The organism is Jeotgalicoccus marinus DSM 19772 (assembly GCF_000425825.1).
In the GTDB taxonomy this organism is placed as follows: domain Bacteria; phylum Bacillota; class Bacilli; order Staphylococcales; family Salinicoccaceae; genus Jeotgalicoccus; species Jeotgalicoccus marinus.
The window spans coordinates 128,475-141,656 of sequence record NZ_AUEE01000005.1 but is presented as its reverse complement, the minus strand read 5'-3'; the positions used below and the strand labels follow the sequence as shown (position 1 = coordinate 141,656).

At 36.2% G+C, this 13,182-nt stretch carries 16 protein-coding genes; 15 read left to right on the top strand and 1 reads right to left on the bottom strand.

Annotation, left to right across the window (positions count from 1 at the left end; genetic code table 11):
* Window positions 1–6 precede the first annotated feature (6 nt).
* Genes H624_RS0103405 through H624_RS0103395 form a run of 3 tightly spaced genes read left to right on the top strand, consistent with a single transcriptional unit; the run spans window position 7 to window position 2,968 of the window.
* Window positions 7–717: a response regulator transcription factor gene (locus H624_RS0103405; protein WP_026866342.1), complete on the top strand. Its 711-nt coding sequence runs from the start codon at window positions 7–9 to the stop codon at window positions 715–717.
* Window positions 714–2,408, top strand: coding sequence for a HAMP domain-containing sensor histidine kinase (locus tag H624_RS0103400; protein ID WP_026866341.1), 1,695 nt, complete (start codon window positions 714–716; stop codon window positions 2,406–2,408). Before H624_RS0103405 ends, H624_RS0103400 begins: the two co-directional genes overlap by 4 nt.
* A complete protein-coding gene (locus H624_RS0103395; RefSeq protein ID WP_245570577.1) occupies window positions 2,405–2,968 on the top strand; it encodes an ECF transporter S component in 564 nt (187 codons plus the stop codon). Before H624_RS0103400 ends, H624_RS0103395 begins: the two co-directional genes overlap by 4 nt.
* Before the next feature lie 56 nt (window positions 2,969–3,024).
* Here the strand turns inward: H624_RS0103395 and H624_RS0103390 are convergent, their stop codons facing one another.
* Window positions 3,025–3,279 carry a ferredoxin gene (locus H624_RS0103390; protein ID WP_026866339.1) on the bottom strand — a complete coding sequence of 85 codons (255 nt, stop codon included), beginning with the start codon at window positions 3,277–3,279 and terminating at the stop codon, window positions 3,025–3,027.
* Window positions 3,280–3,457: 178 nt separating this feature from the next.
* Here H624_RS0103390 and H624_RS0103385 point away from each other — a divergent pair, with 178 nt between their 5' ends.
* The 12 genes from H624_RS0103385 (at window position 3,458) to H624_RS0103330 (ending at window position 13,131) form a co-directional block, all read left to right on the top strand.
* Window positions 3,458–4,546, top strand: coding sequence for a LysM peptidoglycan-binding domain-containing protein (locus tag H624_RS0103385; RefSeq protein WP_026866338.1), 1,089 nt, complete (start codon window positions 3,458–3,460; stop codon window positions 4,544–4,546).
* A 19-nt stretch (window positions 4,547–4,565) separates the two neighbouring features.
* Window positions 4,566–5,219, top strand: a complete 654-nt coding sequence (gene cmk / locus H624_RS0103380) for a (d)CMP kinase (RefSeq protein WP_026866337.1) — start codon at window positions 4,566–4,568, stop codon at window positions 5,217–5,219.
* On the top strand, window positions 5,220–5,801 hold the full coding sequence (locus H624_RS0103375; RefSeq protein ID WP_026866336.1) for a lysophospholipid acyltransferase family protein: 582 nt from the start codon (window positions 5,220–5,222) through the stop codon (window positions 5,799–5,801).
* 67 nt (window positions 5,802–5,868) lie between these two features.
* Window positions 5,869–7,116, top strand: coding sequence for a 30S ribosomal protein S1 (gene rpsA, locus H624_RS0103370; RefSeq protein WP_051220460.1), 1,248 nt, complete (start codon window positions 5,869–5,871; stop codon window positions 7,114–7,116).
* 102 nt (window positions 7,117–7,218) lie between these two features.
* Window positions 7,219–8,532, top strand: a complete 1,314-nt coding sequence (gene der / locus H624_RS0103365; RefSeq protein ID WP_026866334.1) for a ribosome biogenesis GTPase Der — start codon at window positions 7,219–7,221, stop codon at window positions 8,530–8,532.
* An 11-nt stretch (window positions 8,533–8,543) separates the two neighbouring features.
* Window positions 8,544–9,596, top strand: coding sequence for an NAD(P)H-dependent glycerol-3-phosphate dehydrogenase (locus tag H624_RS0103360; RefSeq protein WP_026866333.1), 1,053 nt, complete (start codon window positions 8,544–8,546; stop codon window positions 9,594–9,596).
* Window positions 9,597–9,628: 32 nt separating this feature from the next.
* On the top strand, window positions 9,629–9,817 hold the full coding sequence (locus H624_RS0103355; protein WP_245570564.1) for a DUF2768 family protein: 189 nt from the start codon (window positions 9,629–9,631) through the stop codon (window positions 9,815–9,817).
* Window positions 9,810–10,529: a hypothetical protein gene (locus tag H624_RS0103350; RefSeq protein WP_026866331.1), complete on the top strand. Its 720-nt coding sequence runs from the start codon at window positions 9,810–9,812 to the stop codon at window positions 10,527–10,529. The genes H624_RS0103355 and H624_RS0103350 overlap by 8 nt, the downstream gene beginning before the upstream one ends.
* Before the next feature lie 116 nt (window positions 10,530–10,645).
* Complete coding sequence (locus H624_RS0103345; RefSeq protein WP_026866330.1) at window positions 10,646–10,918, top strand: HU family DNA-binding protein; 273 nt, start codon at window positions 10,646–10,648, stop codon at window positions 10,916–10,918.
* A gap of 55 nt (window positions 10,919–10,973) precedes the next feature.
* Window positions 10,974–11,480, top strand: a complete 507-nt coding sequence (locus tag H624_RS0103340; protein ID WP_026866329.1) for a hypothetical protein — start codon at window positions 10,974–10,976, stop codon at window positions 11,478–11,480.
* Window positions 11,480–12,181, top strand: a complete 702-nt coding sequence (locus tag H624_RS0103335) for a demethylmenaquinone methyltransferase (protein ID WP_026866328.1) — start codon at window positions 11,480–11,482, stop codon at window positions 12,179–12,181. The genes H624_RS0103340 and H624_RS0103335 overlap by 1 nt, the downstream gene beginning before the upstream one ends.
* Window positions 12,178–13,131: a polyprenyl synthetase family protein gene (locus tag H624_RS0103330; RefSeq protein ID WP_026866327.1), complete on the top strand. Its 954-nt coding sequence runs from the start codon at window positions 12,178–12,180 to the stop codon at window positions 13,129–13,131. Before H624_RS0103335 ends, H624_RS0103330 begins: the two co-directional genes overlap by 4 nt.
* Window positions 13,132–13,182: the final 51 nt, after the last annotated feature.

Here is a 13,182-nt window from a genome sequence, read left to right as displayed (position 1 = left end):
GTTACAATGACAGAAAAAATATTGCTTGTTGATGATGAAGAACGGATTAGAAAGTTACTGAACCTATATTTAACAAGAGAAGATTATGAAATAGTTGAAGCTGACAATGGTAAAGATGCCTTGTCAATTGCAATGAATGAAGATTTCCATGTTATCTTATTGGATTTAATGATGCCTGAGATGGATGGAATAGAAGTTGCAAGAGAGCTTCGTAAGGAAAAATCTACACCTATTATTATGCTAACAGCTAAGGGGGAAGAAGCAGATCGTGTTGAAGGTTTAGAAGTCGGTGCTGATGATTACATTGTCAAACCTTTCTCACCACGAGAAGTTGTGCTTAGAGTCAAAGCGATTTTGAGACGTTCTTCAGAAACTGCCTTTATCGAAAAAGATACTTCTGCAAAGGATATTGTCGTCTTTGAACACTTGGTCATCGACAATGATGCACACAGAGTATTAGCTGATAATAAGCGTGTAAACTTAACACCTAAGGAGTATGAACTCCTATTATTCCTGGCTAAAAGTCCAGATAAGGTGTTCAATCGTGAAGAACTGCTTAAAGAAGTTTGGAATTACGATTTCTACGGTGACTTAAGAACTGTAGATACACATGTCAAGAGACTGAGAGAGAAATTGAATAAAGTATCTCCAGAGGCAAGCCAGATGATTCATACAGTATGGGGAATCGGCTATAAATTTGGGGTAAACGACAAATGAGTTTTTTCTCCAGTGTCGTAACAAAACTGTGGTTTACTATCTTAATGATAGTGACTACAGTTTTAATTATATTGTCCATCGTTTTAAGTCTTTTTTTTAGAAATTATTCTTTAGATATTACAGAGAGACAATTAGAAAAAGAAGTGAGCCGAGTAGAGAATGTCATCTTAAGTAATCATTCTCTAACCTCACAAGAAACATATTTAGCTGCAGAGGAAAATTTAATCATCTACTCTAATGGTCAGGTTATTACTGGAGACCAATCTACTGCTGAAAACATCTATGAAGAAATCATTAATTCAGACTCTGCAGAAAATACCTTTATTTTTAGAGATGAAGATAATCACGAACTCATGGTAAAAGTTTCTGATCTAAGTCGGTATTTTAATGAAGACACAGCGATCATTATGTTTAGTGATTTAGATGCCTTGAATCAGTCATTCTTTACCGTATTAATGATTATTCTAATCAGTGCAATTACCTTATTCTTGATTACAACCTTCTTTGCATTTTTCTTGATTTCTAGGATTACCAAGCCGCTAATCGCCTTAAAGAACTCAGCTTTTTCTACGGCTACTGGTGAATACAATAATTTAAAAGTAACATCTCGAGATGAAATAGGGGAGTTAACACTCGCATTTAATAAGATGAATGATAATATTAAAAGCACCATTTCAGAGCTGACACATGAGAAAAATTTAAGAGAGAATGTGTTCTCATCACTAACGAATGGTATTCTTTACTTAAATACCAATGCGGAATTAATCTATAGTAATCAGGCAGGATTAAATTATTATAGCCTATTCGAAGAGAATGAGCAGAATGGTTATTTTTCATCCTTAATTAAAGTTGTTGCGAGAGACAATCGACCACATTTAGAACGTCTCGACATAGATGATATGCACTTACAACTTGCTATGTCTCCAGTGGAATCAAACGAGGAACAAAGTGGTGTAACGGTCTTGATTTGGGATATTACAGATGAAATTAACACAGAGAAGATGCGTTCAGAATTTATTTCCAATGTCTCCCATGAATTAAAAACACCAATGGTCATGCTTAGTGGATACTCTGAAGCACTCTTAGATGACATCGTGACTGATCCGGAGGAAGTAAAAGAAATGGTGTCGATTATTAAAGATGAGTCGGACCGCATGAACAAACTCGTAAACGAACTTTTAGTTATAGCGAGAATGGATTCGGACGAAGTCCTTTATGATATTGTCGATCAGGACTTTAAACCACTTCTCGATAAACTACGTCACCGCTTTGACTACGAATTAAAAGAAAAAGAAACTAAACTACTTTTCGATGTTGAAGATGGGCCGATTATTTTCCCACACGATGCAGATAAGATGAATCAAGTACTGACAAATTTATTAAACAATGCCATCCGTTACACTAAAGCTAATGATACGATTACTATTTCTGCAAAACAGAATAGTGAAAACCATGTTACCATCAAGCTATCAGATACGGGAACTGGCATTAAACGTGAAAACATAAAACATATATTTGATCGTTTCTATAAGGTCGATGAAGCACGTACAAGAGGTAAACACGGAACCGGCTTAGGCTTGTATATTGTAAAAAATATCATCGAAAAACACGGTGGTGAAATATCAGTAGAGAGCGATTTCGGAAAAGGTACAACATTTATTATTACTATGCCTAAAACTAGAAGGGATTGATATCAATAGATAGACAACGACTAAGAAAAATCATCAATATTAGTATCCTGAGTGCATTATCATTTATATTAATGCTCATTCAGTTTCCTTTACCATTCCTACCACCATTTCTGATGCTTGATTTGTCAGATATACCTGCCTTTATAGGCTTCATACTTTTTGGTGGTTTAGGCGGCTCATTAATTATTATTATGAAAATTGTGCTGTACAGTTTGCTGGTTGCCAGTGAGCCAATAGGCCCAATTGCGAACCTTTTAGCAGCATTTTCATTTTTACTGCCTGTCTTCTTTTTTTACTACAAGAAGAAAACAGTCAAACGCCTCATTTACGGCTTTGTAACAGGTACTTTAATGCTCATTCTTTCTTTAGCAGTGTTGAACTATTTTGTACTACTCCCTGCTTATGGTCTGATTGTCGATCAAACAGACATCATAAATAACTTAAGAGTGGTCGTTACTGCCGGAATAATTCCATTCAACTTAGTCAAAGGAATTATTTTGAGTATTATATGTTATATCATCTACATTAAGGTGATTCCAGTAATTCAAAGACAAAATTAAGAAAGAAAAAATAAGGATGAGAAATCTTTTGATTTCTCATCCTTATTTAATATTATCTATTCATACTTCAATGGATCACCATCAAATGGTTCTTCTTCAACTTTAATTGAATCTGTCGGACAGCCATCAAATGCATCTTCCATATCTTCCAGAAGATCTTCTGGTACAGCAGTAATGCCTTTATTGTCATCTAAGATAACATAAGCAATACCGTCATCATCATAATCATAAATATCTGGTGCTGCTGCTCCGCAGGCGCCGCATGCGATACAAGTATCTTGGTCAACGATTGTGTATTTCTTAGCGCACATAAAAATTTCACCTCTTAACCTTTACGATTGTTCATTGTTATTTTAAGAGAAAATCAAAAATATATCAATGAACAATAATTGAACATACAACAATACGACTAAAGACTGATAACTCTTTAAATGTTGGTACAAACAATATATAATTAAAATTAGAATTCTGTGACTAGGAGAATGCGGTATGAAAGATGATTTTTATAAAGATATGAACCATAAGCGGGCAGATGAAGAAAAGCCTGACAAGACCGATTCTAAAAATGGTAACAAGGATGGCGAAAGACAAACGCTCAGTCGTAGTGCACGCCACAAAAATAAAGATAATCAAAAAGAAGGAAATCCAAAGAAAAATAATTCTGCAAAAGAAAAAAAGAACAAGAATGAAGATAGCCTCACTGATAAAATTCAGGCTTATTTCAGCTCGGAAAATAATCAAAAGAGAAAAGCTGCTTTTATCGGCACGTTAAAAGGCTATCAAAATCGTATTAAGAACGAGCTTAAAGTGTCAAAAGAAAAATTAGGTGGCATCGGTAACCAAACTAAAGCAAAAGCGAATACTAAAAAGAAAAGTGATAACAATGAAGGTAGAAAATTACCTTGGATTCTCGGTCTCTTAGTATTGATTCCAATTACTTTATTACTCGCATTCTTAATATTTTCTAACTTCTGGCCATCATTAGATGATGAAATTGAGCTCGCAAGTTCTGAATCAGAAGAGACGAATGAAGCCGAAGAAAATAATAACACAGCTGAGTTCAATGCAGAACTTGAAGAACAAAAGAAAGAACATGAAAGACGATTAGCCGAAGGTCGAAATAATACTTCAAGTTCCGAAGACTTAGAAGTCAATTATTCTGAAGAAGAGCTAGAAGCACTCGAAAGTGAATCTAGAAATGCGATTCAAGACAAAGAGTCTGATGAGTCAAGCAGTAACGACCAGGAGAATACAGAAGATAGTAATACTGAAGAAAACTCAAATGAGTCAGAGTCAGCGAGCGAAGATACTCAAACTGAAGATTCAACAAACAATGAGAACCAGACTGAAGCAAATACAGAAGCAAATCAAGAAACAGAAGTAGCCAACCAAGAAACAGAAGAAAATCAGACAACTAATGCCAATGCCTCCCATACAGTAACCACTGAGGATAACCTTTATAGAATTGCCATTCAATACTATGGTGATGGTAGTTCAGAAAACGTTCAGAGAATTAGAGAGGCAAATGGCATAAGTGAAAATGAAATCTCTGTCGGCCAACAATTGATAATACCGTAATATGAAAGTAGGACACAACATGACAACGTTAAGAATAGCCATTGACGGCCCAGCTGCTGCTGGTAAGAGCACGATTGCAAAACGCGTCGCAAAAAAACTAGGGTACCTCTACATTGATACTGGTGCCATGTATCGTGCAGTCACTTTACACACTTTAAAACACGGCGATGATTCAATCGAAAATATTGAAGAAGATGTCACGATAACCTTCGATGAGAATGATGAAGTTTACTTAAATGACGTTAATGTAAGTAAAGAAATTCGATCGAAAGAAGTGACCCAAAATGTTAGCCGAATCTCAAGTTTAGAAAAGGTGAGAACCTATCTTGTAAACATGCAACGTAAGATAAGTGAAAATGCTAACGTCGTTATGGATGGTAGAGATATTGGTACAACAGTACTACCAGATGCAGAAATTAAAGTTTTCATGCAGGCTGATCCAAAAGTGCGTGCAGAAAGACGTTTAAAAGAAGAACAAGTTAGAGGGAACAATGTTAGCCTCGAAACACTCACACAAGAGATTATTACGAGAGATGAAATCGATAGTACTCGAGAAATATCACCACTTGTTAAAGCCGATGATGCGATTGTTTTAGATACGAGCGATTTAACAATTGATGAAGTCGAAAAGTATATTATAGAACTCGTAAACATCAAAATGGAGGCTAGATAAATGTTATACAACATTGCAAAAGTTGTGGTCCATCAATTTTACAAATTCAGATTTAAAGTGAAGGTTATTGGACAAGACAGAGTTCCTCAAAGTGGACCTGTAATGATTTGTTCAAACCATATCAATGATTTCGACCCTCCATTAATCGGTGTAAGTCTTAAAAGAGAGCTATCTTTCTTTGCAAAACAAGAATTGTTTGACTTACCCGTAATCGGGAAGATTTTCCCTAAATTCAATGCCATTCCTGTATCAAGAGGAAAGAGTGATCGCGCTGCATTAAAAACTTCAATTAAGGCATTAGAAGATGGTCGTTGTCTTTTAATATTCCCCGAGGGTCATCGTAATAAAGGGGACAAGACTCAATTACAGCCTTTACAAGAAGGTGCAAGCTTTATTGCTTCAAAATCAGAAGCACCTATAGTACCATGTGTCATTAAAGGAAGCTATAATAAAAAAGAAGGTGTCACGGTCATTTTTGGTAAACCGATTGACACTAAAGCATTTTTAGAAGAAGGCAATAATCGTAAAAATTTAACTTTGAAAATAGAAAATCAGCTAAAGAATTTACTATTTTCAGAATAATCACTTGACAAAACGATCGAATTATAAGAAGTTAAATATATATTGTAAAGTAATTGGAGGCAAGCACATGGCGACAGAAGACATTAAGAACGAAGATTCAAACATCGAAGAAACTCAGGTTAATGATACACCAGACAACAACGATGATTTACAGAATGATATTGAGACTGCAGATGGTCCATTCGCAGTCGGTGATGAAGTAACTGGTACTATCTCTAGCATCGAAGATAAGTTTGTCAAAGTTCAGGTGGATAATTCTGACTACGAAGGCATTATTCCAATTAGTCAGCTTACAAATAAACGCATCGAACATCCAAACGATATCATCGCTTTAGATGATCAAGTTACAGCAGTAGTAATCAAAGTGGAAAACGATGCTAAAAACATCATTGTTTCAATTAGAAAACTTGATGAACAAAAGGCATATGATGAATTAAAACAAAAACAAGCAGATGACGAGACACTTCAAGGTACTGTAGTAGAAGCAGTTAAAGCTGGTTTAGTATTAGACGTAGGTGTTAGAGGATTTATCCCTGCATCACTATTATCTGATGAGTACGTTGAAGATTTAGAACAGTTCACTGGTCAAGCCTTAGATGTTAAAGTTGAAGATATTGACCAAGAGAAGAACAGAGTCATCTTAAATAGAAAACGCATTGTTGAAGGTGAAAAATCAAAACAACGCCAAGCTGAGTTAGAAGATTTAGAAATTGGCAGTATTATTGACGGAGAAGTTGTACGTACAACCTCATTCGGTGCTTTCATTAACATTGGTAACGTAGATGGCCTTGCTCACATTTCTGAGCTAAGCTATAGCCGTGTTGAAAGTGTTGAAGATGCCGTTGAAATCGGTCAAAAAGTTAAAGTTAAAGTACTTGACGTTAATCCAGATGAAGAGCGTATAAGCTTATCCCTTAAACAAGCTGGAGAATCACCATTTGATACATTCATCGATAACCACGATGTGGGAGATACATTGAGTGGAACAGTTAAACGCCTTGTTGATTTTGGTGCATTTGTTGAGGTTGAAGCTGGTGTTGAAGGTCTTGTACATATTTCAGAGATCTCACATGACCACGTCAACGTACCACAAGATGTCCTAAAAGAAGATCAGGAAATTGAAGTTAAAATTATTGGCTTAGATAAGGATAATGAAAAAATCTCACTTTCTATTAAGGCACTAGAGGAAGCACCTGCTAAACCTAAACAAGCTAGAAAAGAAGAGAATACTCAAGTTTATACTGACAATGACGAAGATGATGCACCAACACTTGGTGATGTTTTTGGCGATCGATTCAAAAATTTAGACTTATAATAAGTAGATTAATAAAATTTTGTTCTATGACTAAAGGGCGATGTTACTATCGCTCTTTATTTTATTTGTGTTAAAATAAATGTGCATACAGGGAGGGTAACAATGTATAAACCAACAATCGCAGTAGTGGGTAAACCAAACGTGGGGAAATCCACGCTTTTTAATAGAATTATCGGTGAAAGAAAAGCTATAGTTGAAGATTCACCAGGGGTCACAAGGGACCGATTATATGCAGAAGGTGAGTGGTTAAACCATACCTTTAACTTAATCGATACTGGTGGAATTGAAATTAAAGATGAACCTTTCCAACAACAAATTAAAATGCAGGCTGAAATCGCAATATTAGAAGCAGACGTTATCATGATGGTCGTCGATGGACGTGAAACTGTGAGTAACGATGACCTGTTCGTCGCTAGGATTCTCCAAAAATCTAATAAACCTGTTGTTTTAGTCGTTAATAAAATTGATAACTTTGAAATGAGAAATGAAATCTATGAATTTTATCAACTCGGCTTAGGCGATCCATGGCCTGTTTCAGGCAGTCATGGCCTAGGCTTAGGTGATGCATTGGACGAAGTTGTTAAACACTTTAAAGATATTGAAGCTGAATTAGAAGAAGATACTTCAATAAAAGTTTCACTAATTGGTCGGCCAAACGTCGGTAAATCTAGTCTTGTAAATGCTATCCTAGGTGAAGAGCGCGTCATTGTTTCTGATATTGCAGGTACTACAAGAGATGCTGTTGATACCCAATATACTTATGAAGATGAAGAATATACACTTATTGACACTGCAGGTATGAGAAAGCGCGGTAAAGTCTATGAGGCGACTGAAAAATATTCTGTCTTAAGAGCGAGCCGTGCCATTGAACGTTCAGATCTTGTACTTGTTGTTTTAAATGGTGAAGAGGGTATTCGTGAGCAAGATAAGAGAATTGCTGGCCTGGCACACGAAGCAGGTAAGGCCATTGTCATTGTAGTTAATAAATGGGATGCAGTTGAAAAAGATGAAAAAACTATGCGTGAGTTTGAACTGGATATTAAGGATAACTTCCAATACTTAGACTATGCACCTCTTACTTTTGTTTCTGCGATGACTAAAGTCAGATTGAAGACCTTATTCCCACTTATCAAGGAAGCATATGATCAGAGTATTAAACGCGTTCAATCAAGTACATTAAATGAGGTACTTGTTGATAGTGTCAGCATGAATCCAACACCAACAGATTCAGCTGGTCGCCGTTTAAGTATTTACTACGGTACACAGGTTAGTGTTAAACCACCGACCTTCGTATTATTTGTTAACGATACTGAACTGATGCATTTTAGCTACCGTCGTTATATTGAAAACCAGTTAAGAAAAGCATTTGGTTTTAAAGGAACGCCGATACACATCATCAGTCGTAGAAGAAATTAGGAGGTTTTCACATGAACATATCGGTTATTGGAACAGGTAGTTTCGGCACAAGCCTCGCAATCGTACTAAATGACAACAAACATGATGTTTTAATGTACGGTAGAAATGAAGCGACCGTTCGGGAAATCAATGACTTAAAGACCAATGAGAAATATTTAAAAAATATTCAACTCGATAATGGTATCCAAGCGACAACCTCACTAAGTGATGCGGTTGAACACTGTGAAATTATCGTTTTAGCAGTACCTGTAATTGCCATGAGAAAAATGGCGACTGACATTCATGAACTTCTAAAATCATTTAATAAACGTATCTTAGTTGTCCATGTAGCAAAAGGACTTGAATTAGATACTTATAAACGTGTTTCTGAAGTACTAACAGAAGTGTTCGATGACTCGAATGTGTCCGACATCGGTGTACTTAGTGGACCTAGCCATGCTGAAGAAGTAGCAGAAAAGCAACCGACAACTGTCAGTGTTGCCTCAGTTAATTCTACTGGTGCAGAGCTACTTCAAGATGTCTTTATGACTGAATACTTTAGGGTCTATGTCAACCATGATCTAATCGGTGTAGAAATCGGTGGTGCCTTAAAAAATATCGTTGCCTTAGCAGTTGGCGCCTTATCTGGCTATGGTTTTGGGGACAATCCAAAGGCAGCTGTAATTACACGTGGCTTACACGAAATTGCACGTCTTGGCACAAAATTAGGTGCGAATCCATTAACTTTTTTAGGCCTTACAGGTATGGGAGATCTAATTGTTACAGCAACCAGTCAACATTCTAGAAATTACCGCTGTGGTCAAATGTTGGCAAGTGGCTTAACTCTAGAGGAAGCGACTAAGAAAATGGGCATGGTTGTTGAAGGCGTCAACACAACTAGAGCCGCTCATGAACTTGCAATTGCTGAAGATATCGAGATGCCGATAACGACGACCTTATACGGCTATCTCTTTGATGGTATCAGTGAAGATGAAGCTTTTGCTGCATTAATGCAAAGAGAGAAGACATCTGAATCTGAAGGATTGAAACAATTATTAGAAAATCAGATTAAAAATAGTAAATAGGTTGAGGTATAAATATGTTTGATATTTCCAGGATGGATTTAATGTGGGTGTCCTTTGTCTCAATGGGCTTCATGGCACTTGCAGCAGTTTTGATCTACTTATCAAGATTTGTCATCACCATTCGCTTTATAAGTGTAATCGTTTCTATTATTGCGTGGCTCATTCTCATACTTGCATTCTTACTTATGATTCTTGTCATTGGGGGATCGTCCCATGCGTAAGTTCGGCTATATTTTCACATTAACTATTGCGCTCTTTGTTTTAACAGGTTGTTTGTATCCTGAAGAAGAGAGAGCAGGTCATAATATACCACCAGAAGCCGATATACAAAACGTTCAAAGTGCGGTAGAGAACTTCAGTGAGAATGAAGGCGGGGTACTACCTATACAAACAAAATCTGATACAGCAGAATATCTTGAATATCAGATTGATTTCAATAGTATAGTTCCAGAATACTTAAGTGATATCCCCACAACTGCATATGAGAATGGGGGTAATTTCCAATATGTAATTTTAGATGCTGAAGAGAACCCAACAGTTAAACTTGCAGATCTTGCCTTAATAGAGGAGCTACGTTCTTTATCTCTAAGAATCAATGGTATGGGTGAACATGTAGAACTCGGTGAACAGGTTGGACCAAACGTCTATCAGCTCGATTTAGACTTTTATAATTTGCAGGAAAACCCAACAGTAATCAGCCCCTATACAGGTGAGGAATTAAATGTATACTACAGTGGGGGACAAGAGTTTGTAATCGATTATCGCCCCGATTTAGATAAGATGATAGAAAATGAAAACTTAGACTTTGAAACAGGCGATGACATCAGAGAAATCCTATATGAATATACACCAATAGTGCCGATTTATTCGCCAGAAATGACTGTCGATGAAAACAACGAGGCTATTTTCATGACAAGTGTTCATAAAAACTGATTTCTCGGTGTCTTTTACAGGAAAAATAACTTAAATGCGTTGCAGTCACTAGTGTCGTATGGTAAAGTCAAAACATAATGATAAAATCATTATACAGATTATAGGAGGTCTATCAGATGAATAAGACAGATTTAATCAACGCTGTCAGCGATAAAGCTGATTTGACGAAAAAAGAAGCAGGAGCTGCTGTAGACGCAGTCTTCGAATCAATTCAAGGTTCACTTTCTAAAGGTGAAAAAGTACAATTAATTGGATTCGGTAACTTTGAAGTACGTGAACGTGCTGCAAGAAAAGGCCGTAACCCACAGTCTGGTGAAGAAATTGAAATTCCAGCATCAAAAGTACCTGCATTTAAAGCTGGTAAAGCACTTAAAGACGCAGTTAAATAATTCCATTTACTAGGCCTAACGCGAGTTAGGTCTATTCATTTATAAGGTGATATTTATGAAATATTTAAAGGAACAGCAAAATGACTATAAGACGCTGTCCGATCTCGTCAAAGCACTCGAAGCGAACGAAATCACAGACTTCTTTATCGACGATAATAATATTATCGGTGAAACATATATAGCTGAAGCTGTCCTCTTATTTACATACGCATTAAATACGCTCGATATGATACCAGATAACCAAGCACGAGAGAAACATGTTTTGATGGGTGATTATTATTTTTCTGAATTCTATTTCGCCTTATCACAGGGTGGTCACATGGACATCGTTTACGATATGGTCACGATATCAAAGGACCTTGCCTCAAAAAAATCTGATATCTATGCAAATACAAGAATGATTGATGAACATGAATTAAAATATCTGTTGTTTGCACCGCTTTTCTATTTAATAGATAATGGTTATGTCTCATCAACGCTTTATCAGGTGATAGATAAATATTATAAATCACTCGATAAGACTGCATTAACATACATAACAAATATTAAAGGTGAAGACTAATGCAAAATGAAAACAGAATTCAAAATATATTTAATACAATCTCTGATGACTACGATCACATGAATGACGTCATAAGTTTTAATCAACATAACATTTGGAGAAACAAAACAAATAAGGAGATTTTCGTTAAAGACAATCAACAAGTTCTTGACCTTTGCTGTGGTACTGGCGACTGGACAATCCAACTTGCAGAAAATCCTAATGCCAATGTCATCGGCCTTGATTTTAGTGAAAATATGCTGAGAGTTGCTGATGAAAAAACAGCTCAGTTTAATAATATTTCTCTTGTTCAAGGTGATGCCTTAAATCTACCTTACGAAGATAATAGTTTTGATATCATCACTATCGGTTTTGGACTCCGTAATCTCCCGGATTATGCAGTTGGTATTAAAGAATTTTACCGAGTGTTAAAACCGGGTGGTCAGCTCGTTATTTTAGAAACTTCTAATCCTGAGAATGCCTTTATGAACTTTGGCTTTAATATATACTTTGGTAAGATTATGCCATTCCTTGGCCAGAAAATTGCTGGAAGTGGTAAGGAATATGAATGGTTATACGAGTCTACGAGTCAATTTTTAACAAAAGCTCAATTAAAAGACATGCTCTTTGATAGTGGTTACATCAGTGTTAAAGTAATCCCTCATACATTTGGCACTGCCGCAACCCACATCGGATATAAACCTTTGGGTGAAGACGAGTGAAAAGTTTAAGGAAGTTCATGTCTGATGAGCTGTCTCAAATTAAAAAGATTGTAAAGAAAGAGCTTGAGCCTAATGGAATCTTAGTCAACGATCAAAGCTTTGAATTGTTTAATTCTGGGGGCAAAAAACTCAGACCCTTATTTACAATTCTATCAGGACAACTTGGCGATGCAGATGCATATAGTGATGTTTTAAAAACCGGGGCAAGTTTAGAATTACTTCATATGGCGAGCCTTGTTCATGATGACATTATTGATGATAGCGCCTTACGCCGAGGTAAACCGACGGTCTATCATAATCACGGCTATTTCCAGGCGGTCAATACAGGAAACTATTTGTTATCTTCTGCCTTACAACTTGTTGCGAGAATTGAGAGCTCAAAATTTCATGAAACATATTCCACAGGAATTCGAGAAATTGTTAGAGGGGAACTGATTCAATTTGATAGTCAGTTCGATGCTTATCAAACCTTAGATGAATATTATAAAAAAATATATCGAAAGACTGCCTTATTAATCGTACTCAGTATTGAACTTGGTGCCTATGCAGGTAAGGTTGATGATGAGACGATTTCAAAACTCGTCACATACGGCTACCATATCGGTATGAGCTTTCAAATTACTGATGATTGTCTAGACTTTACAGGATCTAGTAAGGTGCTCGGTAAACCGCGTTTTGCTGATATTAAAAATGGTCATTATACTTTACCAGTCTTACTTTTAAGGGACAGTGATCCCACCTTTAAGTCGATGCTCGAATCATATTCCAACTATAAGACTGATGACAATAAATTAATAAACTATCTATTAGAAACAGATGCCATAAACAAGGCCTTAGATATTAGTCATGATCACATTACCCAAGCTACAGAGGCTGTTGCTGAGATTGAGACTCCAATTAAGGAATATTTTTTAGAAATCGCAGATATGTTAAAAAATAGGCGTAATTAGTTTGTAAACCGCCTATAGATAGTGATAAAATAAGACGAAAACATTTTTAAG

Bases quoted from the DNA above. Each gene is read 5' to 3' on its own strand.
- H624_RS0103405 (WP_026866342.1), top strand. From the start codon at position 7: ATGACAGAAAAAATATTGCTTGTTGATGATGAAGAACGGATTAGAAAG.
- H624_RS0103400 (WP_026866341.1), top strand. From the start codon at position 714: ATGAGTTTTTTCTCCAGTGTCGTAACAAAACTGTGGTTTACTATCTTA.
- H624_RS0103390 (WP_026866339.1), bottom strand. From the start codon at position 3,279: ATGTGCGCTAAGAAATACACAATCGTTGACCAAGATACTTGTATCGCA.
- H624_RS0103385 (WP_026866338.1), top strand. From the start codon at position 3,458: ATGAAAGATGATTTTTATAAAGATATGAACCATAAGCGGGCAGATGAA.
- cmk (WP_026866337.1), top strand. From the start codon at position 4,566: ATGACAACGTTAAGAATAGCCATTGACGGCCCAGCTGCTGCTGGTAAG.
- H624_RS0103375 (WP_026866336.1), top strand. From the start codon at position 5,220: ATGTTATACAACATTGCAAAAGTTGTGGTCCATCAATTTTACAAATTC.
- rpsA (WP_051220460.1), top strand. From the start codon at position 5,869: ATGGCGACAGAAGACATTAAGAACGAAGATTCAAACATCGAAGAAACT.
- der (WP_026866334.1), top strand. From the start codon at position 7,219: ATGTATAAACCAACAATCGCAGTAGTGGGTAAACCAAACGTGGGGAAA.
- H624_RS0103360 (WP_026866333.1), top strand. From the start codon at position 8,544: ATGAACATATCGGTTATTGGAACAGGTAGTTTCGGCACAAGCCTCGCA.
- H624_RS0103355 (WP_245570564.1), top strand. From the start codon at position 9,629: ATGGATTTAATGTGGGTGTCCTTTGTCTCAATGGGCTTCATGGCACTT.
- H624_RS0103350 (WP_026866331.1), top strand. From the start codon at position 9,810: ATGCGTAAGTTCGGCTATATTTTCACATTAACTATTGCGCTCTTTGTT.
- H624_RS0103345 (WP_026866330.1), top strand. From the start codon at position 10,646: ATGAATAAGACAGATTTAATCAACGCTGTCAGCGATAAAGCTGATTTG.
- H624_RS0103340 (WP_026866329.1), top strand. From the start codon at position 10,974: ATGAAATATTTAAAGGAACAGCAAAATGACTATAAGACGCTGTCCGAT.
- H624_RS0103335 (WP_026866328.1), top strand. From the start codon at position 11,480: ATGCAAAATGAAAACAGAATTCAAAATATATTTAATACAATCTCTGAT.